Raw genomic sequence first — 25,621 nt, forward strand, 5'->3', positions numbered from 1 at the left:
GAAAACGATCAGAACAATACTTTGCCCATTCAAAATGGATAAAAAATAACCTTCAGGCTCGGCAAATCCGCGTTGTGCCTGAAGGCATGCAATTGCATCTTCGTTACTAACAATAAGCGTGCTAATTATTAGCAAATTTCAACAAGGAAATCGCTATAAAACAGCGAGTTATGATGAAATAAACCGATCTTTGCGAATGAATTTTTTTATCGTTAACGCGTTGATGTTATTGATGATTTGTCTAAATTTTACCCATTCCAATTTTTTCAAAAACCAGGTGTCGCAGCGACAACCGCGCTTTATGGGCAATTTTTTTTCGCCTGCCGCTTGGCCTCTATGGCAGCGGAGGAGCTATAGTGAGGGAACTGAAGGCAACAAGAGGAGATTTTGTGTTCAACGTTGAAAAAGATGATCCTCATGACGCGCCGGAATCGGGTGATAAAAAACCCCAGCCGGTGAAGAAATAAATAAAAAGGTCGCTACGGCGGCCTTTTTATTCGTTATTCAATGAATTAACGGCAAATTCCGTAAAAACCCGCGCGTATATTTCGAACGCTACTTTACGCCTGCGGATTCGGCTTTACTTCTTTTCAATACCACTGAAGCGCGCAACGCTCATCGCGCTGCACAAGCAGGCAACGGCCCGGCTTGTCGCAGGCTGGCGCGGGGCGCAGCGATTTACTCCGCTTTCTTCTCCACATGCCCAAGCGGTTTTTCCGGGAAGCAGTAGTCGCGCACACGGCGTTTTAACTCTGCCGCATCGGGAAAACCGCCGTCCAGCTTGCGATCCCAAATCACATTGCCATCGATATCGATGACAAAAACTCCGCCGGTGCCCGGTATCAGCGTGACAGAGCCGAGGTCCGAACTAAACGTGTGCAGTAATTCTTGCGCCATCCAACTGGCGCGTAACATCCAGTTGCATTGTGAGCAGTAGTGCAAAGTGATAGCCGGTTTATTCATTTTTCAGAGACTCCAGGCGCGGATGATAAAGGGTCGTGTAAGCATCATGCGGGTGAAAATCTGACGGAATAACAAATTTATTGCAAATGATAACTGTTATCATTATCTTCGGTGTCGATAACATAACAATAACCTGCAACTCTTTTGTGCTGACGGCGATCTTTCGCCGTCTCCTGGAAGTTATACGTGAGCCTGATACTAATAAATTCTAAGGCTTACAAGACAATATGTGTAAATCGCAACTTTCCCTGCTGCGCTTTAACAAGCGCGTGCTGGTCACTTCATTACTCGCAGCGTTGTATCATACTTCCGCATTTGCGGTGGATAACAAAACCTCATCGACAGCTTCCACGGATGCTCAGCAAGATAACGCTGAGGAGATGCTCGTCACGGCGCCGGCACTGGTATTAAAAGCCGGCAGCACCCATTCCGTCAGCGCGCAAGATCTGCAAAACAAAGGTGCGAAAGACTTTGGCTCGATTATGCGTTATGAACCACTCATCAGCGCCACGGGCGCAAGCGGCGGTTCTGGCAACGGCAAAAGCGGTTTCGATCGCGGGGGTTACACTGGCTACAATATTCGCGGGCTGGAAAGTAACCGCGTCGGAATCGATGTCGACGGCATCCCGCAGCCGGACGCCACCGGGCGCAGCTACGTAAGCCGCGCAGGCCTTAATACCTTTGGCATTGGCCGCGATTATATCGACCCGTATATGTACGGTAGCGTTGATATCCAGTCCGGCGCGACCAGCACCGAGCAAGCCAACACATCCATTGGCGGTAACGTCTCCTTCCGCCCGAAATCGGCAGACGATTATCTGCGCCCAGGCAAAGAGACCTACTTTGGTTACCAGAGCGATTATGACTCCGCCGATCGCAGTTGGCACAACGGCGTGACGGGAGCCGCAGGCGACGAAACCCTGCGTGGCATCGTGGTCTACAGCCGTCGCGACGGCCAGCAAACCCGCAATAACAGCGGTACGGTTGACGCCTACCCGGCGAACTGGCATTCGGATGCGATGATGGCCTCCGGTATCTGGCAGCCGAACGATGTACACAAGTTCACCGGTACGCTGGATTACTACCACAAAACCAACCACACCCATTACGATGCGTGGAACAACGCCGGTAGCGCCATTCTTGGCGACGCTCTGCAAACCAGCCAGACACGTCGCTGGGGCGTGAGCCTGAAAGATGACTGGACGCCCATGAACAACTGGCTGGACAGCATGTCCAGCAAAATCTATTACCAGCACACCGAAGCGCATGACCGCACCTACATGCCGGACAGCGTCACGGCGACCATGGAAACGGTCTACTCCAACTACGACACCGATACCTGGGGCATTCAGAATGCGCTGGCGAAGACCATTGGACGTCACGATCTGAGCGCCGGTTTTAACGCCAGCACCAGTAAAACCGAGCGTCCGTTTAACCAGTCGCCGGTACCGAGTGCCTTTAGCGAGATCATGCAACCGGAAGCCGACAGCCGCAGCTATACGTTAGGCGCATTCCTGCAGGATCAGATCAATTTCGATGCCGATGGCCACCACTTCGCCATTATTCCCGGCGTGCGAGTGGTTCATCAGTCGACAAAACCGGATAACCTCTCCAGCCTGACCGCCAACAGCAGCGTGCTGAATGAATCCGACGTGTCGTCCCTGTACGGGAAAAATTCCGACACCCAACTGCTGCCGTCGCTGACTTTCCAGTACGACATCACGCCGCGTCTGATGACGTACCTGCAATACAAACGCGGGGCGCAGTTCCCCAACGCCAGCCAACTGTATGGCTCCTGGAACCTGGGTTCCAGTTATGCGGGACGTGGGCAATATGCGCTTATCGGTAACACGGATTTGGACACCGAAACCAGCGATAACTTCGAGTGGGGAATAAAGGGCGACGTGACCGAGGGCGTAACGTTGCGCACGGCGCTGTTCTACAACAGTTATAAAAACTTTATTGCCTATACCCGTTACACCCGTTCCGGCAACCCGGATAAATTCACCAACGTGCCGTCTAACATCTACACCACCTACCAGGCGGAAAACCGCGATAAAGCCTTTATCTACGGCGGCGAAATCAGCGCGAAATTCAACTTTGGCACCTGGTTTGAGCAGGTCGATGGCCTGAGCGCCACGCTGGCGTATGGTTACAGCGAAGGGAAGGCGAAATCGCGCTATCTGGGCGACAAATACATCGATCTCGACAGCGTCGCGCCAATGAAAGCGATTGTCGGCGTCGCCTGGGATGATCCGGCGAAACGCTACGGTACGGCGCTGACTGCAACCTTCGTCAAAGGTAAGCAAGCCACTGCGACTAACCGCCAGTCCTACACCAACACCGGCGGAGCTCTGGGCGATTCGAGCTCGGAATATATGCGTGTGCCGGGCTATGGGCTGCTCGACTGGACGGCGTACTGGCAAGTGGCGAAAAACGTCAAAATTAACGGCGGCGTTTACAACATCACCGATCGTAAATATTGGGATTACCTGAATAGCCGCACGCAGGAAGAGACCACCAACCAGAATGCGTATGATAAAGCGCTGGCGGTAATGCCGGGGCGGACATGGCAACTGGGCGTCAATGTTGATTTCTAAGGCGATGCCATTTCACGTTGCCCAATTGCCAGCGCCAGAGCTACAGCTTTGCCGCCGCGACGCAGCACGAATAATTTCTCTGTGAATCAGCCCGTCATTTCCCTCCCCGGTATCGCTGCCGGGGGTTAAAACAGTTAAGGACGTTAAAAATATGCCTGCAACACCACACGATTTCACCGCAATCTGGCAGCACTATCAGGCCATTAAAGCGCAACAACCGGCGAAATACGCCCGCGACATCGCGACAGAAATGGCGATAAGCGAAGCCGAATTAACCTACGCCCGTGTCGGCCACGACGCCGTGCGCCTGCAAGGGGAAATGCGCGACATCCTCGCCGCGCTGGAAGCGGTCGGCGACACCAAATGCATTTGTCGCAACGAATACGCGGTTCATGAGCAGATTGGCCGTTTCACTAACCTGCATATCAGCGAGCGTGCCGGGCTGGTGCTTAACCCCCACGCTCTCGATCTGCGCTTGTTTATCAGCCAGTGGGCCAGCGCCTTTCATTTGCGGGAACAAAGCCCGCGCGGTGAGCGCCAGAGCATTCAATTTTTTGATCGGCAAGGCGATGCGATACTGAAGGTCTATCTGACAGAACGCACCGACATTGCCGCCTGGAACGGGGTCATCGCCCGATTTACCGCGCCGGAGAACCTGCCGTTAACACTCACTGAAGCCGCCTGCGAACAACACGCGGAACACGCTGATGGCGCAGCGCTGGATAGCGAATGGCGCGCCATGACGGATGTGCATCAATTCTTTGGCTTGCTGAAAAAGTACAACCTCTCGCGTCAGCAGGCGTTTCGGCTGGTGGGCGACGATCTTGCCTGTCAGGTCGGTAATGACGCGCTACCAAACCTGCTGGAAACGGTGCTACAGCAGGGGAACGAAATTATGATCTTCGTCGGCAACCGTGGCTGTGTGCAGATCTTTACTGGCGTGTTGGAAAAACTGACGCCGATGAAAAGCTGGACCAACATCTTCAATGAAAATTTCACTCTGCATCTGCGTGATACAGCGATCGCCGAAAGCTGGGTAACACGCAAACCTACCGCCGACGGCCATGTCACCAGCCTTGAGCTGTTCGCCAAAGATGGCACGCAAATCGCTCAGCTTTACGGACAGCGTAGCGAAGGTCAACCGGAGCAAAGCCATTGGCGCGCCCAAATTGATGCGTTAACCAACCCGGGAAAAGCTGCATGAAAAAACTGCTGATCCTGCTGGCGGTGCTGCCGCTGATGGCGAGTGCCGCCGGGCAAAAAATTGTCTCCCTGGGTGGCGATGTCACTGAAATTGTCTACGGATTGAATGTGCAAGCGCAGTTGGTTGGGCGCGACAGCACCAGCACCTGGCCCGCCGACGCGCAAAAGCTGCCGGATGTCGGTTATGTCCGTCAGCTCAATACCGAAGGCATTCTTTCACTGCGTCCAACGCTGGTGCTGGCCAGTGACCAGGCGCAACCTTCCCTGGTGTTGCAAAAAGTGCAGGACAACCACGTCAGGGTGGTTTCGGTGCCGGGCGGCTATTCACTGGCGGCGATTGATCAAAAAATTGCGGTCATTGCGGATGCCATCGGAAAAAACGGTGAAGGGGCGCGGCTGCGTAAAAGGCTGGCGGGCGAGATTGCCGCACTGCCGAAACAGCCGCTGAACAAACGCGTGCTGTTTATCCTCAGTCACGGCGGGATGGGGACAATGGTGGCCGGACAGAAAACCGCCGCCGACGGCGCTTTACGTGAGGCGGGGTTACAAAATGCGATGCAGGGTTTTGACCACTACCGTGCGATGTCGCAAGAAGGGGTGATTGCCAGCCAGCCGGATCTGGTGGTCATTTCCGCCGACGGCGTAAAAGCGATGGGCGGTGAACAGAATCTGTGGCGGCTGCCAGGTCTGGCACAAACACCCGCCGGGCGCAATAAACAGGTGTTGCTGGTCGATGATGTCGCACTGCTGGGTTTTGGCTTGCGCACCCCGCAGGCGCTGCTTGCGCTGCGTAAAAAAGCGGAGCAACTGCCCTGATGAACCGCCGCATTTCCCGCACGCTCTGGGGGCTTATGTTGCTGCTGCTTGGGTTGATGGGGCTGGCAAGCACACAGGGTGCGATGCAACTGCCGCTCGCAAGTGTATGGCTGGCTGGTGACGATGCGCTGCGCCAAATCTGGCTGACGGTGCGTTTGCCGCGCGTGCTGCTGGCGCTGCTGGTTGGCGCGGCGCTGGCGCTTTCCGGTTGCGTAATGCAGGGGCTGTTTCGCAACCCGCTTGCCGACCCCGGATTACTGGGCATCAGCGGTGGCGCGTCGTTAACGGTCGCCTGTTGGCTGGTGCTGCCAATTACCGTTTCGCCGCTGGTGGCGCTGTATGCACCGATGCTGGCGGCGTTTATCGGCAGCCTGGCGGTGATGACGGTGATTTATCTGCTCAGTAAAGCGGGAGATGCCGCGTTATCCCGGCTGCTGCTGGTGGGGATTGCCATTAATGCACTTTGTGGTGCGGGCGTTGGCGTCCTTTCGTGGATCAGCAACGACGCACAATTGCGCCATCTTTCGCAGTGGGGAATGGGCAGCCTCGGGCAGATCGAATGGTCGACATTATCGGTCGCCGCCAGTCTGATCCTGCCCGCATCGCTGGTGGTGTGGCGCGTGGCCAGCGCGCTTAATCTGCTGCAACTGGGCGATGAAGAGGCGCACTATCTGGGCATCAATGTACCGCGGCTCCAGCGCGTATTACTGGTGTGCAGTGCGCTGCTGGTGGCGACGGCGGTTGCGGTGAGCGGCATTATCAGCTTTGTTGGCCTGGTGGTGCCGCATTTAATGCGTATGTGGCTGGGGCCGGATCACCGTGCGCTGGTGCCCGGCTCCTTGCTGGCCGGGGCAATGTTGTTGCTGGCTGCCGATACTGTGGCGCGCACCGTTGTTGCGCCCGCCGAAATGCCGGTTGGCCTGCTGACCAGCATGCTCGGCGCACCGTGGTTTTTATGGCTGATTTTCCGCCAGCCTAAGGCGGAGTCATGAATATGTGCTTAACTGCCGCGCATCTGCGGCTCAACGCCGGTTCCCGGCGACTGATTGACGATGTTTCCCTGACGCTGACCAGCGGCGAAAGGGTGGCGCTGATTGGCCCGAACGGCGCCGGGAAATCGACGTTGCTGCGCCTGTTGACCGGTTTTCTGCCGGCGGCGGCAGGAGAGTGCTATCTGGAAGGCAAACCGTTAAAGGCGTGGACGGCGCAAGCGCTTTCGCGCCGCCGGGCGGTCATGTTGCAACAGACCACTCTCGGTTTTGACTGGCCGGTGGACGCTATTATCGCGATGGGGCGTGCGCCCTGGGGGCAACCTCAAGTGCGCGAACGCGAAATTGTGCAGCAGGTGGTGACGCTGACCGGCTGTGACGCGCTGCTTGGGCGGCGTTATGTCACCTTATCCGGCGGCGAACAGCAGCGGGTACAACTGGCGCGCTGCCTCGCGCAGTTGTGGCATCATGACGGCCCGGAAGGGTGGTTGTTTCTTGATGAACCGACTTCGGCGCTCGATCTCTACCACCAGCAGCAGGTGCTGCGCTTGCTGAAGCGGCTGACGTTGGGCGGAAAACTGCACGTCTGCGCGGTGCTTCACGATCTCAACCTTGCTGCGCTGTGGGCGGACAGGATCTTGCTATTACATCAGGGAAAACTGGTGGCGCAAGGCACGCCGGAACAGGTGATTCAGACGCCGCTTATCGCGCAGTGGTACGGTGCCGAGGTTGAGGTGAGTCAGCATCCGGGCGTGAATACGCCGCAGGTTTTTCTCTCTATCTGATAAACGCCACTGTTGGCTGATGAAGCCGTATTTTTGCTAAAGTTTAGTGTGACTTAACTGATGCGGAGATCGGCAATGACCTTACCGCCTTTGCAGGCGCTCATCTGTTTTAATGCTGTCGCACAACACGGGAGTATGAAAGCGGCGGCCGCGGCGTTATCTATCAGCGCCAGCGCAGTGAGCCAGCAAATTGCCAAACTTGAAGCCTGGGTGAATGTGCGGCTGTTTATGCGCGGCTCGCGCATACTCACGCTGACGCCGGAAGGGAAAATCTATTTGCGGGCCATTCAGCCTGCTTTTCATCAGATTTCACAAGCAACACACCGGTTAATTGACGCGGGGGCGCAACACCGCGTGAGCGTCAGTTGCTCAACGGATTTTGCTATGCACTGGTTGCTACCAAGGCTTGGCGGCTTTGAACGTTACCACCCGTATGCCGAGGTGCTTATCAATACCGCTTCGCGGGACGTTGATTTGAAAACGGAAGGGATCGATTTTGCTTTTCGCCGCACGGTGCAGGCCGGGAGTGAAGGCATCCTGCACCCGCTGGAGAATAGCGGCGGGATGCTGCTGATCTACGATAAGTCGGCGCTGTTAGAACCGCTTTGCCACGCCTTTCGCGACTGGCTGCTGGCTGCCGCGCAAGAACATCATTGGCCGGAGCGGTAAACACAAAGGCGATGGCATGTTCGCGTTCCGGTAATTGCGCGCTCACCGGCAGTTACGCATATTTCCACCACAATCGATCCAGCTCGTACCCGTTGTCACCCGGCTCGGGCTGTTTTTCCCAGGGTTTATCGATAATGAAGTGCAGGTTTTTCACCCGCGCTAAATCCCATATTTGTGGGTGCTGAAGCGGCAGGGTTTTTAAGGCGTTATAGCCATAATGCAGCGGTAGCCAGCGGTCGCGGAACACCTCATTAAGAAAATCCTGCTCAGCGAAAACATAATCCGAAATATCGGCTTTCTCAGTCAGCGTCGCCATCATCTGCTGATAAAGGGAGTTATCCGGCGTGAGCAGCAGAAAACCGCCGTTCAGGTAGTTATCCAGCGACGCTGGTGGGTTGGCATGCATTTGCGCGTCCGTACACCAGCTGTAATAGCAGTTTTCCGGCCGCCAGCATGCCGGGTAGCTTTCGATATGGTTAGGGTTGCAGCGGCAGGCATGGCAGGCGGCAATGGTGCCTTCGGCCAGCGGCAGTTCAAAGATGTCATCCATATTTTGAATCACCAGCATATCGGCATCGAGAAACGCCACCCGCTGGTATTCACTGAGCGTCCACACCGCCAGTTTGCTCCACACATCGGCGAAACGGGCGTTCGCATAGCTGTCATCAAGCGTGGGATCGGGGCCGATAACCGGCACTTCCCACACTTTGCAGCCTTGTGCGTTCAAATGCTGGCGCGTGTTGTCGTCAATAGCCGCTGTCACCATTACCACCAGCGGCCACGGCGAACCGCTGGCGCGCAGCGAATGGTGCAGCGTTTCTACGCCCGGCAGATAATCCGGCTGCGTCAGGAGGGTTACCCAGGCGAATGCGGCACTCATGACAGTAACTCCGTCATAAAGGTATTGAGGAATTTGCCCTGCGGGTCAAAGCGCTGGCGTACGGCCTGAAACGCCGTCCATTGCGGGTAGAGCGTTGGCCAGTCGTATAACGTTGGGTCGAAATATTTCCCCCAGTGTGGCTTCCCGCCTTCTTCTGCCAGCAACTGTTCGGCGGTGCGCAGAAACGCCAGCCCCTCTTCAGAGAGCGACCCGTCTTCGGCGTAATAGACCACAAAACCAAAAAAACAGGTCGCTTGCTGCCAGGCCGGGCTTAGCCACGCGCCGGAAGGCCCGGTGCAGCGCAAAATTATCGGATAGTGCATATGCGGGTGCGATTGCTGATGCCACGCTTTAATGCGGGCAATGACCGCCGGGGCGCGCGCCAGCGGAATGCCAATTTCAATATTGATTTGCGGCGTAGCGATACCCCGGCAGAACACCTGATAGATATCGCCAATCACATCTGAAAAGTCCTTAAAGCGTGTAATGGTGCGAAACGGCTTACCATTTTCATCAACGATATTGGTGTCGTCATGCATCTGTTCCAGCGTTTTCTCCACCGTGTCGTTCATCTGCGTGTCAGTCTCTTCCCGCTCTACCAGGTCACCATGGTTATCGCGCCATAGTGCCATTTCATCGGCGGTGGATTCGCGCGCGTTCCAGGTATGAACTTTGTTTTCATCCGGGAACCACCACGTTTTGCTGAAAGCCCATTGCTGGTTCCAGCTAACCAAATCTTGCGCAAGATTCGCGGCGCTGCTGGCGTTTTTAAAGCAGGTATAAAGGGTAGCCGGGCGCGTGCGGAGGGTGACGGCGGTAATCGCCCCCAGCGTGCCGAGCGCCAGTTGCGCGGCGGCAAACGCCGGTTGTTTGCGGTCAATTTCGTGGATCTGCCCGGCGGCGTCCACCAGCCGGATGCATAGCGCTTCATCTGCCAGCGAGCTTTGCTGCATGCCCTGGCCGTGGGTTCCCGTTGAAATCGCTCCAGCCAGCGTTTGCGCGTCAATCACCCCCGGCGACGCGTGCAGCATACGATTCATGACGGTGAGTATTTCAAACATTTCGTGCAACTGTGTTCCGGCGCCAAATGTCACGCTGTCGTCATCCACCGCCAGCACGCCGCGCAGCGCAGAGATATCAATCAGCGTATCGTCCGGCTGGCTAAGTTTCAGCATACGTCCTGGCGACATGCAACTGCCCATCACCCGCACTCGCCCGGCAGCGGTGGCAATAACCTGCTGCAGCTGTGCTTCATTTTCCACGCCGATAACGGCATTTTTGCAGGCCAGAACCGTGTTTTTCGCCCAGTTGAAAAGATGCGGGTCTTGCGGTTCAGGATGCGGCTGGCGGCGGGGAAAAAGGGTGTGCGTGTCGGTCATGGGCGGCTCCTCGCGCAGATTTTTATTGATAAACCAAGCGTAGCGCATCACAGAAAAGTGTGAATTTTGCCGCGGCTTGGGCGTCCTGGCATCATGCTGATAATCAGGCCGTTGGGGCCTGATTATTTAAGATAAACATCGTGATGATCGTGAAATGGGCCAGCGCGGTATAACGACGCGCGACGGGGAAAAGGTTAGCGGTTTAAGAGTGTTATTAACGTTGCTATTGCATATTTCACCGACTGCTCAATCACGCTTTCGCAATCCCCGGCAAAATGGCGTAATGCCGTGATCGGCGCTTGCCCTGGCAGCGCCCAGGCAAACCACACGGTTCCGGCTGGCGTACCATCTTCGCCGCCATCCGGGCCGGCATAACCGGTGACCGCAATCCCGACCGGTTCATGGCTAACCGCGCAGGCGCCTTGTACCATCTCGCTGGCCGTCTGCTCGCTTACCGCCGTCCAGCGCGCCAACGTTTCGCGTTTAACCTGCAACAAGGTACTTTTCGCTTCATCGGTAAACGAGACAAATCCGCAGCCAAAAAATGCTGGCGTATCACCTGCGGCGCACAGCGCTGTTGCGATTTGTCCGCCGGTACAGGATTCCGCTGTGGTAACGCGCAGCTGTTTTTGAGTAAGCAGTTCGCCCAGTTGTGCTGCCAGCATAGGAATGGGCAGACAGAGCAGGGCATTCATGTTGTTCGCTAAGGTAACGTCTTCATTCATAGGCTATTTTTCGTTAAGTTGGTTGTGACCCGGTAAGCAAAGTATAGCGAGCGAAAAGTCATGATGAGTTTTTGGGAACAATCGAGATATGGCCGTTGCGCTCAAGAATGGCGAATTTAATCTCTGCCAGATCGGCAATGCCCTGATTGTTCCGCGCTGATAACATAATGTCGTCGCGCGTGATATCGGCTTCGCGCATTTTGTTTTCCAGCATTTGGCCGTTCTCCACTAACACCACCGGCGTACCGTCAATCAGGTTTTCCGCTCCTTTGACATACTTCTTCAGCGTGCCAAATAAGATATCCACCACCACCAGCGTGATAATGGTTAGCGCCGCGCCGGTCACGGAGAAGTCATTGCCGAGCAGTGCTTGTTGCGTGGCCTCACTGATGATCAGCAGCAAAATCAAATCAAAAGAGGTCATCTGGAGCAGCGCCCGGCGACCGGCGATTTTGAACACAACCATCAACACCAGATAGATAGCTATTGCGCGTAATACCATATCCATCGCGTTCTCCTCAGGGCCAGATAAACTGCGTCAGGGTGACCGGGGTTGCGTTATTCACTGAAATCCGCTGCGTGCTGTTGCCGACGCCGAGCGGTGTCAGCCCCAGCCACACGGTCAGCGGTTTATCGGCGGCAGGACGCGCATATTCCAGTACCAGCTCGCCGCTGCGGCTGTACATGTTTAGCGGTTGTGGTTGCAGGGTGCGGATCTCAAAATCGTGCATGAAATCGCCGCCTAAGGTGAAAGTGATACGGTTGTCGGCTGTGGCATTGGCGGTTATCTGCATATCCAGATCGCTTTGCAGCCGACCAAAGCGGTCATACTCCACGGTGAGACGTTGATCGGCGCTGGTCGCCGTTTTTTTGCTTAGCCAGCCTTGTGAAAAGAGCCCGCACAGCCCGGCAATCACAATGGCGATAAGCGCTATCGCCCCCCATTTTTGCACCTGCATTTCAACATGCAACCAGAAGGGATTGTCTTCCACGGGCCATGTTCGCTCTGTGTCAGCGTTACTTTTTTTCTCCATACGCCCTCCACGGGTTCGCCGTAAATAACGTAAAGAGTGTAGATGACGGGGGGAGAAAGAGCGCTTCGCCGCGCCAGCGCTCTGTACTGAGATCAGCTCGTAATGCGGGGTGTCACGCGCCCGTGCAGCGCCGGGTTGTCACTTTCGTCTTTCAGCCGCACGCCGGTGAGACGGCGCAGAAATGCCTGTTCCAGTAGCCAGGCGAGCTTAAACGCAGCGGCCTCGTAATTCAGCCCTTCCGGGCGAATGTTAGAGATGCAGTTGCGCTCGGATTCAATGCGCTGGCGCGCGGGTTTCCAGGTGAGGTAGACGCCGAGGCTATCCGGCGAGGACAACCCCGGACGCTCGCCAATCAGTATCGCCACCGCTTTACTGCCCAGCGTTTCGCCAATGTCATCACCAAGCGCCACGCGCGACTGGTGCGCGAGCACTATGGGGCCGAGGGAAATGCCCAGCGTTTTCAGATAGGGCAGCAGGGCGGTGATAAGCCCGATTGACTGGCGGTGAACGGCGTGGGAAGAGAGCCCATCGCCAATCACCAGTAGCAGATCGTGCGCGGGTGGGCGATGAGCGGCAAGCGTTTCGCGGCTCTCATCACTGAGCCTGCGCCCCAAATCCGGGCGATTCAGGTAGATATGCCGGTCGGCAGCGGCACTGTGTGCATCCAGCGTTTTTAAACCCAGCGCATGTAATTGTTGCGCCAGGCTTTCACTGTCAAAGGGCTGGTGGATGGCATCACGCGCCTGGGCGTGCGCGAGGCCAAAATTGAGCACCTCCCGCGTGGGCAAGCTCGCGCCGCTGCGCCCCAGCGCAATGCGGGCATCGGTAAACTCACGCAGCAGCGTCCAGGCATCGGGTCCATTCATGCGTGCGCTCCTTGTGGCATAACGGTCAGCAGCGGGTGGTTTGCACCCGTCAGGCGCAATTGGCCGTGGGTATCGATAATCTGCATCTTCGTTAGCCACTCGGCGAACTCCGGCGCATGTTTCAGCCCCAGCAGACGGCGGGCATAGAGCGCATCGTGGAATGATGTGCTCTGGTAATTGAGCATGATGTCATCCGCGCCCGGTACGCCAATCAGAAAAGTCAGCCCGGCGGTGCACAGCAGCGTCAGCAGCGTGTCCATATCGTCCTGATCCGCTTCCGCGTGGTTGGTGTAGCAGACGTCGCAGCCAATCGGCAGCCCCATCAGTTTGCCGCAGAAGTGATCCTCCAGCCCGGCGCGGATGATCTGCTTACCGTCGTAGAGGTATTCCGGGCCGATAAAGCCCACCACGGTGTTCACCAGCAATGGGTTGAAATGCCGGGCCACCGCGTAGGCACGCGCTTCGCAGGTTTGCTGATCGACACCGTGATGCGCATTGGCGGAGAGACAACTGCCCTGGCCGGTTTCAAAATACATCACGTTGTTGCCCAGCGTGCCGCGCTTCAGGCTCAGCGCCGCCTCATGCGCCTCCTGCAATAGCGCCATATTGATACCAAAACCGCTGTTAGCGGCTTCCGTTCCCGCCACCGACTGGAACACCAGATCAACCGGGGCGCCGCGTTCAATGAGCTGAATGGTATTGGTGACATGGGTCAGCACGCAGGACTGGGTAGGAATGGCAAAGCGATCAATGATGTCTGCCATCATGTGGTTGAGCTTTTGCAGCACCGGCAGGCTGTCGCTGGCCGGGTTGATGCCCACCACCGCATCGCCCGCGCCATACAGCAGGCCATCCAGCATACTGGCGGCAATGCCTTTCAGATCATCGGTCGGGTGGTTGGGCTGCAAACGTACGCTGAGATGGCCGGGCAAGCCAATGGTGTTGCGAAAACGGGTGATCACGCTGCATTTGCTGGCGGCGAGGATCAAATCCTGGTTACGCATCAGCTTACTGACAGCAGCGGCCATTTCCGGCGTGATCGCCGGTGCAACGTGGCTAAGCGTGGCGGTATCGGTGCTGTCGGCCAGTAGCCAGTCGCGGAATTCGCCCACCGTCAGATGGGCAATCAGGGCGAACGCGCGGCTATCGTGGGTATCGATAATTAAGCGCGTTACTTCATCGTCTTCATACGGGATAAGCGGCGAGGCGAGGATCTCGCGCAGCGGCACATCTGCCAGGGCGATTTTCGCCGCCATCCGCTCTTCCGCTGTCTGCGCCGCCATCCCGGCCAGCACATCCCCGGATCGCGCCGGGGAGGCTTTTGCCATTAATGTTTTCAGGCTGTCGAACTGATAAGTACGGTGAGCCAGCGTGGTTTTATACATTCCGTCTCCTCAGGAGAGCGCCCGCAGTTGCGGATCCATCTCGGCACGTTCACGCGCGTGCGCCGTTTTACGAAACCACATATAGCCGCCCAGCATCATCAGCGCGAAGATCAGTGCCAGCAGCGTGTTGTACCAGACCATCGCCACCAGGCAGAGCACCGCCATGCCCAGTGCAAACGCGGGCGCGTACGGGAAAAGCGGCGCTTTAAACGGGCGCTCAAGTTCCGGTTCGCTGCGGCGCAGCTTAAACAGCGCGGCCATTGAGGTGATATACATAACGATAGCCCCGAAAACGGACATCGTCACAATACAGGCAGTGAGCGGCATGCCGCTGATGGTGACCAGCGAGTCGGAGAAAATCGCCGCAATGCCGACCACGCCACCGGCGAGGATCGCCAGATGTGGAGTGCGGGTTTTGCGGTTGAGGTTCGCCAGGCTTGCAGGGAGGTAACCCGCGCGCGCCAGTGAATAGATCTGACGTGAGTAACCCATAATGATGCCGTGGAACGACGCCACCAGGCCAAACAAACCAAGCCACACCAACATATGCAGCCAGCCGCTGCTGTTACCGACCACCACTTTCATCGCCTGCGGCAGCGGGTCGTTAATGTTCGACAGCGTGCGCCAGTCGCCCACGCCACCGGCAAAAATCATCACGCCAACCGCCAGCACGGTGAGGGTCAAAATGCCGCCGCCAAGTGCGCGAGGAATGGTGCGTTTCGGATCTTTCGCTTCTTCCGCCGCCATGGACGCGCCTTCAATGGCGAGAAAGAACCAGATGGCGAAGGGGATCGCGGCGAACATTCCCGGCAACGCCAGGCTGCTGAAGCTCTCTGCGCCTGCCCAGCCGTTGGCGGTAAAGTTGCCCCACGAGAAGCCCGGTGCCACCACGCCCATAAACACCAGCAGTTCGAAAATCGCTAGCAGGGTGACAATCAGCTCAAACGTGGCGGCAATGCCGACACCGAGAATGTTCAGTGCCATAAAGATGAGGTACGCGCCGCAGGCCACCCATTTCGCATCCAGCGACGGGTACTGCACGTTCAGATACGCGCCAATCGCCATCGCAATAGCCGGAGGCGCGAAAACGAATTCTATTAAGGTGGCAAAACCGGCAATAAACCCGCCCGTTGGCCCAAAAGCCCGGTACGCGTAAGCGAAGGGGCCACCGGCATGGGGGATTGCGGTGGTCAACTCGGTAAAACTAAAGATAAAGGCGCAATACATTGCGGCAATTAACAGTGCGACAATCAAAAAGCCGAGCGTACCGGCCTGTGACCAGCCATAGCTCCAGCCAAAATACTCCCCTGAAATCACCAGCCCGACGGCAATGCCCCACAGACGGAAGCTGCCCAGTGTTCTTTTTAATGTTGTTTGTGTGCTCATGCTTTTACTGCCTCGCCATTGAATACAGTTAGCAGTGAATGTGCAAAGGCGGTGCCAAAAGATATATTCTTTTATTAATTAATTATTTACATGGTTATGACTTTGAGGAAATGTCTGGCTTGCACCGTGGCAGATCGGATTCTGGTGCAGGCTGCCCTGCAATGGTGAAATTGGCGAATGTGCTGATTAAGGTGAAATTAATTGCCAACAGATTAATAAAAAAAGGCACTAGCCCGGTTTCTGGAAATGTTATAGGGAACAACTGGAAATTTAAATCCGACTATTCTTAACCCTTTTTTGTCATATCAGGCTTTAATTAAAGCGACTGTGTTTTTATTTAATTTGCGCATTTCACAATAAGTTAACATATTGATTTTACAGCGTCATTTATTTGATTTTTTGTGAGGCGCAACACATATCATTATCGTAATAGCCTGATGTTAAATCTAATCCGGAATAATGGGTTGACCTGAATTGTCTGGCACTTTAGTTTGACGCAATAATCTTCAGCCAAACCCAGGATGATATTTAACTAAGGAGGATGTAATGGCCTGGCGCCCCATTTTATATGTCATTTTTACCGACAACCCTCGTTTAAATAGCCGACGAGCACAGTTGCGGCTGGTGCATGGCTGACAGGATGCGTAAAAAAGCCGTCACGCGTAACGCGACGGCTTTACTGTTTTGTGCAGGTTTACGTTATGCCGTTTCTGTTTCCGGCTGCGGCAGATGCGCAGCAATATAGCGCTCGTAGCGGCTTGCTTTCAGGTGCGTTAAATCCACCAGCACCAGGCCATCCACGCAGTTGTTGAAATCCGGGTCGCAGCCGAAATCAATAAATTGCACGCCGCCTGGCTCACACACTTCGGAATATTGTTTATATAGCGGTGGAATGCCGCAACCCAGGTTCCCCAGTAGCGATTTTAGCCGCGTAAGATCTTCGGTGTAGTCGTCGCCGGTAAACTGCGCCAGCACTTCCGGCATGCTAGCAGGCCATGGGCGGCGCGATGACGCCAGCGGCCAGGTGGCCGGGAACCACAGACGGTAGAACGCCACCAGCAGATCGCGCGCCGCAGGCGGCATGCCACCGGAAATAGAGACCGGGCCAAACAGGTAGCGATACTGGGGGTATCGCGCCAGATAGGCACCAATACCTGACCACAGATAATCCAGCCCGCGACGACCCCAATAGCGCGGCTGAATAAAGCTGCGCCCCAGTTCAATGCCGTGGCGCAGCACATCCGCCATGCGATCGTCGTAATGGAACAGGCTGTGGCTATATAGCCCTTCTACGCCGCGCATCTCTATTTGCTGCGCTGTCGGCATAAAACGGTAAGCGCCGACAATTTCCAGATCCGCGTCATCCCACAAGATCAGATGCAGGTAATCGTCGTCATATTTATCCGTATCACGACGTTTACCGCTGCCTTCTCCCACCGCACGGAAGGCGATTTCACGCAGCCGTCCAAGCTCACGCAGTAGCGGCGCATCTTCCTGCCCTTTACGTTGCCACAGATAGATGACCTTGCCATCAGCGGTGCGACCGAGGCACTCGGCGTTGTTAAGCTCCCGGCGCAGCGTAATGCGCTCTTCCGGACGTGCGATGGCACACTCGGTTTTGAAGGGGCCGGGCAATCCCTTGCCAAGACGCAGGACATGCTTGCGACACTTATTGGCCAGCTCGCGCGGCGCGAGTTGCGGCGTGTGCCAGCTGTCCCAGGGAATACGTTCACCGATTTTGATCGGCAGCGCGCTGTCGCGCCGGCGAAACATCTGCTGCATTAGCAGTAAAAAGGGCAGGGTTTCAGACACCATGGCGCTGGCGTAGAACAGAGCGCTGTTGCGCGCCTCAATCCACATTGGCAGCAGCGGGGTGCGGAATTTGCTGGCCAGTTTAATAAACCCGGCATGCCAGCTTTTGTCGCGAATGCCTTTGCGCGTCATGCGCGAAACTTCCCCGGCCGGGAAGAAGATCAACACGCCGCCGCCTTGCAGGTGGTTTTCCATCTGCTGCAATGAAGATTTACGTGTGCGACCACCCATATTATCTACCGGAATAAACAGCGAACTGAGCGGTTCGAGATGCGACAGCATGCGGTTGGTGACCACTTTTACATCGCGGCGGACGCGGGAAACAGCGTACATCAGCGCCATCCCGTCGAGCGTGCCTGTCGGGTGGTTGGAAATGATGACCAGTGGGCCATGTTCAGGGATTTGTTCAAGGCAGTGAGCGGGGATAGTGCAGCGGATCTGTAAGTGTTCGAGTACTTGTTCCACCATATCCAGCCCTTTCAGGTGTGGGTGCTGTGCGGCGAACTGCTGAAACTCTTGCTCATAGAGCAGGCGTCTGAGCAGATTTTTTTGCCAGGGTGCTGGCCTGGCCTGTGGCCAGAGATCCTCTAATACATTGTCGAGACTAAACATGGTGGTTTCTCCTCCCGTCTTGCCGATGACAGTAAAGGGCGAAGATGACGCTTACATTTCATTACAATGAATAAATGACACTTTAAAGACGGGAGGATAATCAGGAGCAAAGGCAAAAAAAGCGGGCCAGGCCCGCTTCGTTCAGAGGATGCCGCGTTCGGCGAGATCGAGGGCGAAATAACTGAAAATTAAATCCGCGCCTGCGCGTTTAATCGCGCCAAGGCTTTCCAGCACCACTTTGTCTTCATCAATCGCGCCTGCCTGAGCGGCAAACTTGATCATCGCGTATTCGCCGCTCACCTGATAAGCGCCCAGCGGCAGCTCGGTGCGCTCACGGATATCGCGCAGGATATCAAGATAAGCGCCGGCCGGTTTCACCATCAGGCAGTCTGCGCCTTCGGCCTGATCGATAAGCGACTCGCGAATCGCTTCACGGCGGTTCATCGGGTGCATCTGGTAGGTTTTACGATCGCCTTTCAGCGCCGTGCCCGCTGCTTCGCGGAACGGGCCGTAGAAGGACGAGGCGAACTTAGTCGAATAGGACATGATCGCGGTATCGGTAAAGCCCGCCGCATCCAGCGCACGGCGAATCGCCTGCACCTGGCCGTCCATCGCTGCCGATGGCGCAATGAAGTCTGCGCCTGCCGCGGCGGCAATCACCGCTTGTTTACCGAGGTTTACCAGCGTGGCGTCGTTATCCACGCCGTGATCGCACAGCACACCGCAGTGGCCGTGCGAGGTGTATTCACAAAAACAGGTGTCGGACATTACCACCATTTCCGGCACTGTCTCTTTGCAGATGCGCGACATCCGCGCCACCAGTCCGTTTTCCTGCCAGGTGTCGCTGCCGGTGTCATCGGTGTGGTGCGAAATACCAAAGGTCATCACTGAGCGGATCCCAGCGTTGGCGATGCGTTCGATTTCGCGCGCCAGATACTTTTCCGGAATGCGCATCACGCCAGGCATGGCGGTGATGGCTTTGTAATCGTCGAGCTCTTCTTCAACAAAGATCGGCAACACCAGGTCGTTTTTGCTCAGTGTTGTCTCTTCAAACATGGCGCGCAGCGCAGGCGATTTGCGCAGGCGGCGAGGGCGAGTAATTAAATCGGTCATGGTATGCCTGATGTTTGTGGAACAGATGGCGGCATTGTAGCCGAAAAGGCGGCGGGCTGTTTTACCAAAATCGCTGTTAAAAGGGGAAGGCAGACGGCAACCCGCCTGCCTTTGTCCGCATCAGGAAGCCGGAACCACCAGCGGTTTATTGTTGCTCAGTTCGCTGACCAGGTCGTTCGCGCCGTCGCTCATGCTGGTAAAGCGCGTCAGCGGTGAACGGGTCATTACCACAAATACGCCAACGTTATGCTGCGGCACCATTGCCATATAGGTGATAAAACCGCCGCCGCCGCCGGTTTTCTGGATGATCCCTGGGTGGCCATCTTTCGGTGCCATATAGACCCAGCCGAGGCCGAGCGCGTCGGCTTTGCCGGGCACGTCCATGCCAATCACTTTGGTGAGCTGATTTCGCGGGTAGATCAGCGTTTGCATACGATCGGCCTGGCTGTTGCGGGTGTAGAAGTCGGAAGAGAGGAACTGCTGCATCCAGCGCATCATATCGCCTGGCGTGGAGTAAACGCCGCCGCTGCCAATTGCCGCAAGTGTGTTATCGCACGGGCTGGCCCCTTTTTCCGCTACCATCAGGCGCTTGCACTGATCCGGCGACGGGGTGAAGGTGGTGTCTTTCATCCCCAACGGGCGGGTTATTTGCTCTTCAAACAACTGCGGATAGGGTTTCCCGGCAGCCTGAGAAAGCGCATCGGCCAGCAGGTCAAATGCCAGGTTGGAGTAAGACGCCTGCGCGCCCGGCGCGGTTTTTAGCTTCGCAGTGGAAAGCCAGCTCCAGCGCTGCTCGCGCGTTGGCCAGACAAATACCGAACGGTGCGCCGCGCCGCCAGGCTGCTCACGCGGCAGCGCGCTGGTGTGTGTCGCGAGGTTAACCAGTTTGATCGGCGTACCCTCGTAGGTCGGCACGCGTGTGCCCGGTGGCGCATATTTGCTTAATGGATCGTCGAGACGCACCCGGCCCTGATCGAGCAGTTTCACCAGCATTTCGCTGGTCATCAGCTTGGAGAGCGACGCAATACGGATAACGGAATCCAGTTGCGGGCGCACATTATTGCCCGGACGGGTTTCACCAAAGCTTCTGAACACGCGCTGGTTACCGTCGATAACGACCATCGCCATCCCGGTCGCACCGCTACCGTAATAGATGTGATTGGCGTAACGATCGACAATGTCAGAGGCAAATACCGGATCGGGAGATTGTTGCGCCGCACGGGCGCTGGTCATACTCAGCGTGCAGAGCAACGCGGAGAAAAGCAGACAACGTTTCAACGAAGGGGATCCATATAAGAATGGGAACGATAGAGGGTATTTATACTACCTGGCGTTTCGATGCAAAGCACCAATAAGCGTATTATTTCGCCCTAATACGTAACGATGGGTAAATATGAAATTTTTTCCCTATGACTTTGGTGCAAGGCGCCTGTGATAACCTCTTCCTTTCCCGCACTCAGGAGTCAGGCAATGGCAAGTCAACGGGTAGTGATGGTGGTGGATATGCAAAACGGGGTGTTTGCAACGGAGCGTATTCAGCGTGAGCAATGTGTGGCGCGCATTAACCAACTGATAGCGGCTGCGGATACGGTGATTTTTATTCAACACGCCGAAGCCGGTGGGCTGGAAGAGGGCAGTGACGGGTTTGCTATTCTGCCGGAATTGACGCAACCGGTGAACGCGTTGTATGTCACCAAAACCGCCTGCGATGCGTTTTATCACACCACTCTCGAAAGCGTGCTGCACGATCATGACATTCGCGCCTTTGTGATGTGCGGGTGCGCCACGGATTACTGTGTGGATACCACGCTGAAAAACGGGGCCAGCCGTGGTTACGCCATTACGGTCGCGCAAGATGCGCACACCACGGCGAATCGCCCGGCGGCGCAGGCCTCGGTTTTGATCGACCACTATAACGAGGTGTGGCGTACGTTAACGGTGCCGGGCAACCCGGTGTTAGTGAAACCCGTCGAAACAATTCTTCACGAATGGCAAACGAACTAAGCCGTTAACCTTAGGTCAGATTTAACCAGACGGCGCCGCACTTCGCGGCGCTTTTTTGTCGCTGCCCTTTTAGGGGCTTACAAACAGTGATGCACAGCATGTGTCGTAAATAATAAGAAGTGAGCAGGAGAGCATTATGTTTAAGTCCTTCTTTCCGAAACCAGCGTTGTTCTTTTTGTCGGTATTCATCTGGACCGCCATTACCGTTGTTTTCTGGCAGGCCGGCGGTGAAGCGTGGTTGATGCGTCTTACTGGCGCGTCTGCGGATGTGCCGATTAGCGCGGCGCGTTTCTGGAGCCCTGGCTACTTGCTGTTTTATGCCTACTATCTGCTTTGTGTCGGCGTTTTTGCGCTGTGCTGGTTTACCCTCTCGCCGCATCGCTGGCAGCGCTGGTCGATTCTCGGCACCGCATTAATTATCTTTGTCACCTGGTTTTTGGTCGAAGTGAATGTCGCCATTAACGCCTGGTATCAGCCCTTTTACGATCTTATCCAGACCGCGCTCAGTGCGCCGAACAAAGTCAGCATTAGCCAGTTGTACAGCGAGATTGGCGTGTTTTTGTGGATCGCCCTGATTGCCGTAACGGTGGCGGTGCTCAACAACTTTTTCGTCAGCCATTATGTGTTCCGCTGGCGCACGGCGATGAACGAATATTATATGGCGCACTGGGAACATCTGCGCCATATCGAAGGTGCAGCCCAGCGTGTGCAGGAAGACACCATGCGTTTCGCCTCGACGCTCGAAGATATGGGCACCAGTTTTATTAACGCCATCATGACGCTAATTGCCTTTTTGCCCGTGCTGGTGGCGCTATCACCGCATGTGCAGGAGATACCGGTGGTGGGGCATATCGCTTATGGGCTGGTGATTGCTGCCGTGAGCTGGGCATTGCTTGGCACCGTGCTGCTGGCGTTTGTGGGCATCAAGCTGCCTGGGCTAGAGTTTAAAAACCAGCGCGTGGAAGCGGCCTACCGTAAAGAGCTGGTGTATGGCGAAGATGATGCCGGTCGCGCCAGGCCGCATACCATCGCGGAGCTCTTCGCTGCGGTGCGGCGTAACTATTTCCGGCTCTATTTCCACTATATGTATTTCAACATCGCCCGTATCCTGTACATGCAGGTTGATGTGGTGGTTGGCCTGATTGTGCTGTTCCCGACGATTGCCGCCGGGGCTATCACTTTCGGTCTGATGCGCCAGATAACTAACGTGTTTGAGCAGGTGCGCAGTTCGTTCCAGTATTTGATCTCTTCCTGGACGACGCTGGTGGAGCTGATGTCTATCTATAAACGTTTACGCAGTTTTGAGCGTGAACTGGATGGGCAAGAGATCCAGCCTGTGCCCCATACTTTTGGTTAACACAAGGAACGTTATGGTTTACGTCCCCCGTTTTGGCTGGTTGCTGGCGGCGTTAGTGCTCGCCGGGTGTAGTACGCAGGGCACGCTTTCGCAAAAAGAAGCCGAAGCTGAAAAAGAAAAAACGCTGGAGCAACAGCAGAACAAGCCGATGGATGTCGCAAGCGTAGTGCGGCGAACGATTCCCACCAGCGTGAAAGATCGCGAAGGCTGGGCGCAGGATCTGGCGACGACCTTTAGCAGCCAGAAGCTATCGCCGACGCTGGAGAATATCTGTTCGGTGTTAGCGGTGGCGCAACAGGAGTCCAATTACCAGTCTGATCCGGTGGTGCCGGGGCTGAATAAAATCGCCTGGAAAGAGATCGATAAGCGCGCCGAGCGGATGCACATTCCAACGATGCTGGTGCATACCGCGCTGAAAATCCCGTCGCCGAACGGTAAAAGCTACAGCGAACGGTTGGACAAAGTGCGCACGGAAAAAGAGCTTAGCGCTATTTTTGATGACTTCATTGGTATGGTGCCGATGGGGCAGAAGCTGTTTGGTTCGCTTAACCCGGTGCGCACCGGCGGGCCGATGCAGATTAGCGTCGCCTTTGCCGAGCAACATACCGATGGTTATCCGTGGAAAATGGAAGGCACCGTGCGTCAGGAGGTTTTCAGCCGCCGCGGTGGGTTATGGTTTGGCACGTATCATCTGCTCAACTACCCAGTCAGCTACACGGCACCGCTTTACCGTTTCGCCGATTTTAACGCCGGATTGTATGCCAGCCGCAACGCGGCATTTCAGAACGCCATCAGCAAAGCGACCGGCGTGAAACTGGCGCTCGATGGCGACCTGATTTTGTACGGCAGCAGCGATGCGGGCACTACGGAATTAGCCGTACGTAAACTGGGCGCTTCACTTGGCATGAGCGATCGTGATATCCGTCGACAGCTGGAGCGCGGAGACAGCGACAGACTGGAAGAGACCAAACTTTATCGTGAAGTTTATCGGCTGGCAGAGAAGAAAAGTGGCAAAACATTGCCACGAGAAGTCCTGCCGGGGATCAAACTGGAAAGCCCGAAGATCACGCGCAACCTGACAACAGCATGGTTTGCGAAGCGCGTCGACGATCGTCGGGCCGCCTGCATGGCGCAGAACTAGCGCGAATGGTGGTGTCGCCAGCGTAAGATAAGGAAGATGACGCCAAGCAGGGCGCTTCCCGCGAGGAAAGGCACAAGACCGAAAATTGTGCCTACGCCCATTCCCATTTCTACGTGCGGGCGGGTGGTATTCTGCACTTGCATCAGATGCTCGAACACGCCCGGTGCATGCACCAGCAGGTTCAGCAGCTGCGCACCCGCCCAGAAGCAGAGTAGTACGAATATGGCATAAGCAATATTACCCGGTCTGGAGGTGTCACGTTGTTTTGCGCCCTTAAAGGGTTTTGACATAGTAAAGTCAGCCATTAGACCTCCGGTACTCTTTACTTTTAACGCTCGATTTAGTTGGCGCGTGGCCTGAACTGACGGTAATTTTGGCAGTTGTACCGCTTTGTCAACATCAGAATGGTGATAATTTCGCCCCGGGAATGATTCCAGTTAGATGATTTTTGTTGCTGCTCACATTTCTGTAACGTTTTAATTACTTTGGTAACATTTCAGAATTTCCGCATACGCCACAGACGGTAAGCGGCGGTTGTGCGATGATGCCGTTTTGACTGCCGGAGTTGTCATGAAGCTGCCTGTAAAAATCCGCCGTGACTGGCACTATTATGCGTTTGCGATTGGGTTGATATTTATTCTGAATGGCGTGGTCGGGCTGCTGGGGTTTGAAGCCAAAGGCTGGCAAACCTACGCGGTGGGGCTGGTGACCTGGGTGATTGGTTTCTGGCTGGCTGGTTTGATTATCCGCCGCCGTCCGGAAGACGAGGAGACGGCGGATAAACCGCAGTGATTAACTGTTAACGGTAATTTTCAGCGCGCTGTTAACCTGATGGCGCGCAACGGCCAGCTCAATCAGGCGCGTGATTAAATCGCTATAACCAATACCGCTCGCCTGCCACAGTTTCGGATACATGCTGATATTGGTAAACCCTGGCAGCGTGTTGATCTCGTTGATGATCACCTCGTTTTCTGGTGTCAGAAAAACATCCACGCGCGCCATTCCTTCACAGCCCAACGTCTGATAAGCCTGCACGGCAATGCCGCGAATTTTATCGTTGATTGCCGGATCAATGTCGGCCGGCACGACGACCTGCGCCCCGTTTTCATCGATGTATTTGGTGTCGTAGGCGTAAAACTCGCTGTTAAGTACGATTTCACCACAGGTGCTGGCCTGCGGTGAGTCATTGCCCAGCACGGCGCATTCGATCTCGCGACCTTTGATGCCCGTTTCAACAATCACTTTTTTATCGAATTCGAACGCCAGGTTTACCGCATCGTGATACTGCGCTTCATTCGTCACTTTGCTGACACCAACGGAGGAACCCTGGTTGGCGGGTTTAACAAACAGCGGCAAACCGAGTTGGGTTTGCACATCGCTAAAGCTAAGCTGCGCGCGATTGGCGCGGGTTAGCGTGATAAACGGGGCGATGGAAAGCCCGGCATCGCGCAACAGGCGCTTGGTGACGTCTTTATCCATGCAGGCCGCAGAAGCGAGTACGTCGGAGCCGACAAACGGCAAATTCGCCAGACGCAGCATGCCCTGCAATGAACCATCTTCGCCCAGCGTGCCGTGAACTATTGGGAAGATCACATCGACATTCGGTAACGGTGCGCTGTTTTCCGCCTGGATCAGTTGTTGCTGTTGGATCCCCGGCACCAGCGCCACGCTATTCGCCGAGGGGTTTAAGGCGATACGCGCCGGATCGCTGGCGTTTAGCAGGTAATTATTCGCATCGCTGACATGCCACTGCCCCTGTTTGTCGATCCCCAGCAGCACCACGTCAAAGCGTGATTTATCCATGGCGTCGACGATATTTTTCGCCGACTGTAACGACACTTCATGTTCCGCTGATTTGCCGCCGAAGACGACCCCTACCCGCAGTTTTGCCATTTCTCCGTT

General features: G+C 55.7%; 26 protein-coding genes. 12 read left to right on the plus strand and 14 right to left on the minus strand.

The features are described from left to right. The first annotated feature begins 356 nt into the window (after nt 1–356). A complete protein-coding gene (locus E0L21_RS25235; protein ID WP_328590664.1) occupies nt 357–467 on the plus strand; it encodes a hypothetical protein in 111 nt (36 codons plus the stop codon). Between the two features lie 211 nt (nt 468–678). Here E0L21_RS25235 and E0L21_RS12580 read toward each other — a convergent pair whose 3' ends face one another. Next, complete coding sequence (locus tag E0L21_RS12580) at nt 679–963, minus strand: SelT/SelW/SelH family protein (RefSeq protein ID WP_131409952.1); 285 nt, start codon at nt 961–963, stop codon at nt 679–681. Between the two features lie 227 nt (nt 964–1,190). Here E0L21_RS12580 and E0L21_RS12585 point away from each other — a divergent pair, with 227 nt between their 5' ends. The 6 genes from E0L21_RS12585 to E0L21_RS12610 all read left to right on the plus strand — a co-directional run bounded on the left by E0L21_RS12585 (nt 1,191) and on the right by E0L21_RS12610 (nt 8,025). Continuing rightward, nucleotides 1,191–3,563 (plus strand): TonB-dependent receptor domain-containing protein, encoded by a 2,373-nt coding sequence (locus tag E0L21_RS12585; protein WP_131409954.1) that lies wholly within the window; start codon nt 1,191–1,193, stop codon nt 3,561–3,563. A gap of 151 nt (nt 3,564–3,714) precedes the next feature. Then, nucleotides 3,715–4,767 carry a hemin-degrading factor gene (locus E0L21_RS12590; protein WP_131409956.1) on the plus strand — a complete coding sequence of 351 codons (1,053 nt, stop codon included), beginning with the start codon at nt 3,715–3,717 and terminating at the stop codon, nt 4,765–4,767. Then, entirely contained in the window at nt 4,764–5,582 is an 819-nt protein-coding gene (locus E0L21_RS12595; protein WP_131409958.1) for a heme/hemin ABC transporter substrate-binding protein, read from the plus strand. Before E0L21_RS12590 ends, E0L21_RS12595 begins: the two co-directional genes overlap by 4 nt. Next, on the plus strand, nt 5,582–6,574 hold the full coding sequence (locus E0L21_RS12600; protein WP_131409960.1) for a FecCD family ABC transporter permease: 993 nt from the start codon (nt 5,582–5,584) through the stop codon (nt 6,572–6,574). Before E0L21_RS12595 ends, E0L21_RS12600 begins: the two co-directional genes overlap by 1 nt. Next, a complete protein-coding gene (locus tag E0L21_RS12605) occupies nt 6,571–7,356 on the plus strand; it encodes a heme ABC transporter ATP-binding protein (protein WP_131409962.1) in 786 nt (261 codons plus the stop codon). The genes E0L21_RS12600 and E0L21_RS12605 overlap by 4 nt, the downstream gene beginning before the upstream one ends. A gap of 75 nt (nt 7,357–7,431) precedes the next feature. Then, nucleotides 7,432–8,025 carry a LysR family transcriptional regulator gene (locus E0L21_RS12610; protein ID WP_131409964.1) on the plus strand — a complete coding sequence of 198 codons (594 nt, stop codon included), beginning with the start codon at nt 7,432–7,434 and terminating at the stop codon, nt 8,023–8,025. Nucleotides 8,026–8,077: 52 nt separating this feature from the next. Here the strand turns inward: E0L21_RS12610 and E0L21_RS12615 are convergent, their stop codons facing one another. The 8 genes from E0L21_RS12615 to eat all read right to left on the minus strand — a co-directional run bounded on the left by E0L21_RS12615 (nt 8,078) and on the right by eat (nt 15,680). Continuing rightward, nucleotides 8,078–8,905, minus strand: a complete 828-nt coding sequence (locus E0L21_RS12615) for a glycosyltransferase family 8 protein (protein ID WP_131409966.1) — start codon at nt 8,903–8,905, stop codon at nt 8,078–8,080. Then, nucleotides 8,902–10,284 carry a D-arabinono-1,4-lactone oxidase gene (locus E0L21_RS12620; RefSeq protein ID WP_131409968.1) on the minus strand — a complete coding sequence of 461 codons (1,383 nt, stop codon included), beginning with the start codon at nt 10,282–10,284 and terminating at the stop codon, nt 8,902–8,904. Before E0L21_RS12620 ends, E0L21_RS12615 begins: the two co-directional genes overlap by 4 nt. A gap of 194 nt (nt 10,285–10,478) precedes the next feature. Further along, entirely contained in the window at nt 10,479–11,009 is a 531-nt protein-coding gene (locus tag E0L21_RS12625; RefSeq protein WP_131409970.1) for a 2-oxo-tetronate isomerase, read from the minus strand. Nucleotides 11,010–11,067: 58 nt separating this feature from the next. Beyond that, nucleotides 11,068–11,517: a DUF421 domain-containing protein gene (locus E0L21_RS12630; RefSeq protein ID WP_131409972.1), complete on the minus strand. Its 450-nt coding sequence runs from the start codon at nt 11,515–11,517 to the stop codon at nt 11,068–11,070. Nucleotides 11,518–11,527: 10 nt separating this feature from the next. Then, nucleotides 11,528–12,043, minus strand: coding sequence for a hypothetical protein (locus E0L21_RS12635; protein ID WP_131409974.1), 516 nt, complete (start codon nt 12,041–12,043; stop codon nt 11,528–11,530). Nucleotides 12,044–12,135: 92 nt separating this feature from the next. Continuing rightward, nucleotides 12,136–12,909, minus strand: a complete 774-nt coding sequence (gene eutC / locus E0L21_RS12640) for an ethanolamine ammonia-lyase subunit EutC (protein WP_131409976.1) — start codon at nt 12,907–12,909, stop codon at nt 12,136–12,138. Continuing rightward, nucleotides 12,906–14,294, minus strand: coding sequence for an ethanolamine ammonia-lyase subunit EutB (locus tag E0L21_RS12645; RefSeq protein ID WP_131409978.1), 1,389 nt, complete (start codon nt 14,292–14,294; stop codon nt 12,906–12,908). Before E0L21_RS12645 ends, eutC begins: the two co-directional genes overlap by 4 nt. Nucleotides 14,295–14,303: 9 nt before the next feature. Beyond that, the gene (eat, locus tag E0L21_RS12650; RefSeq protein WP_131409980.1) at nt 14,304–15,680 is read right to left on the minus strand and encodes an ethanolamine permease; all 1,377 of its coding nucleotides are present in this window, start codon (nt 15,678–15,680) and stop codon (nt 14,304–14,306) included. A 38-nt stretch (nt 15,681–15,718) separates the two neighbouring features. Between eat and E0L21_RS12655 the strand changes: the two genes are divergently transcribed. After that, the gene (locus tag E0L21_RS12655) at nt 15,719–15,970 is read left to right on the plus strand and encodes a hypothetical protein (protein ID WP_131409982.1); all 252 of its coding nucleotides are present in this window, start codon (nt 15,719–15,721) and stop codon (nt 15,968–15,970) included. A gap of 409 nt (nt 15,971–16,379) precedes the next feature. Here the strand turns inward: E0L21_RS12655 and E0L21_RS12660 are convergent, their stop codons facing one another. The 3 genes from E0L21_RS12660 to ampH form a co-directional block, all read right to left on the minus strand. Continuing rightward, nucleotides 16,380–18,104 (minus strand): lysophospholipid acyltransferase family protein, encoded by a 1,725-nt coding sequence (locus E0L21_RS12660; protein ID WP_131409984.1) that lies wholly within the window; start codon nt 18,102–18,104, stop codon nt 16,380–16,382. A gap of 141 nt (nt 18,105–18,245) precedes the next feature. Continuing rightward, on the minus strand, nt 18,246–19,217 hold the full coding sequence (gene hemB / locus E0L21_RS12665; RefSeq protein WP_131409986.1) for a porphobilinogen synthase: 972 nt from the start codon (nt 19,215–19,217) through the stop codon (nt 18,246–18,248). Nucleotides 19,218–19,337: 120 nt separating this feature from the next. Continuing rightward, on the minus strand, nt 19,338–20,495 hold the full coding sequence (gene ampH, locus E0L21_RS12670) for a D-alanyl-D-alanine-carboxypeptidase/endopeptidase AmpH (RefSeq protein WP_131409988.1): 1,158 nt from the start codon (nt 20,493–20,495) through the stop codon (nt 19,338–19,340). A 192-nt stretch (nt 20,496–20,687) separates the two neighbouring features. On the opposite strand from ampH, the gene E0L21_RS12675 reads away from it, so the two are divergent. The 3 genes from E0L21_RS12675 to E0L21_RS12685 all read left to right on the plus strand — a co-directional run bounded on the left by E0L21_RS12675 (nt 20,688) and on the right by E0L21_RS12685 (nt 23,719). Beyond that, the gene (locus E0L21_RS12675; protein WP_131409990.1) at nt 20,688–21,221 is read left to right on the plus strand and encodes an isochorismatase family protein; all 534 of its coding nucleotides are present in this window, start codon (nt 20,688–20,690) and stop codon (nt 21,219–21,221) included. 136 nt (nt 21,222–21,357) lie between these two features. Next, complete coding sequence (gene sbmA / locus E0L21_RS12680) at nt 21,358–22,578, plus strand: peptide antibiotic transporter SbmA (protein ID WP_131409992.1); 1,221 nt, start codon at nt 21,358–21,360, stop codon at nt 22,576–22,578. Between the two features lie 13 nt (nt 22,579–22,591). Further along, nucleotides 22,592–23,719: a DUF1615 domain-containing protein gene (locus tag E0L21_RS12685; protein ID WP_131409994.1), complete on the plus strand. Its 1,128-nt coding sequence runs from the start codon at nt 22,592–22,594 to the stop codon at nt 23,717–23,719. Here E0L21_RS12685 and E0L21_RS12690 read toward each other — a convergent pair. Continuing rightward, complete coding sequence (locus E0L21_RS12690) at nt 23,716–24,024, minus strand: DUF2755 family protein (protein ID WP_131409996.1); 309 nt, start codon at nt 24,022–24,024, stop codon at nt 23,716–23,718. The two genes, E0L21_RS12685 and E0L21_RS12690, sit on opposite strands and share 4 nt — an antisense overlap. Before the next feature lie 265 nt (nt 24,025–24,289). Between E0L21_RS12690 and E0L21_RS12695 the strand changes: the two genes are divergently transcribed. Beyond that, a complete protein-coding gene (locus tag E0L21_RS12695) occupies nt 24,290–24,511 on the plus strand; it encodes a DUF2754 domain-containing protein (protein WP_017458816.1) in 222 nt (73 codons plus the stop codon). Here E0L21_RS12695 and ddlA read toward each other — a convergent pair whose 3' ends face one another. Next, nucleotides 24,512–25,612, minus strand: a complete 1,101-nt coding sequence (ddlA, locus tag E0L21_RS12700) for a D-alanine--D-alanine ligase (protein WP_131409999.1) — start codon at nt 25,610–25,612, stop codon at nt 24,512–24,514. Between the last annotated feature and the right edge of the window lie 9 nt (nt 25,613–25,621).

Source organism: Kosakonia quasisacchari (assembly GCF_004331415.1).
Taxonomy (GTDB): Bacteria; Pseudomonadota; Gammaproteobacteria; order Enterobacterales; family Enterobacteriaceae; genus Kosakonia; species Kosakonia quasisacchari.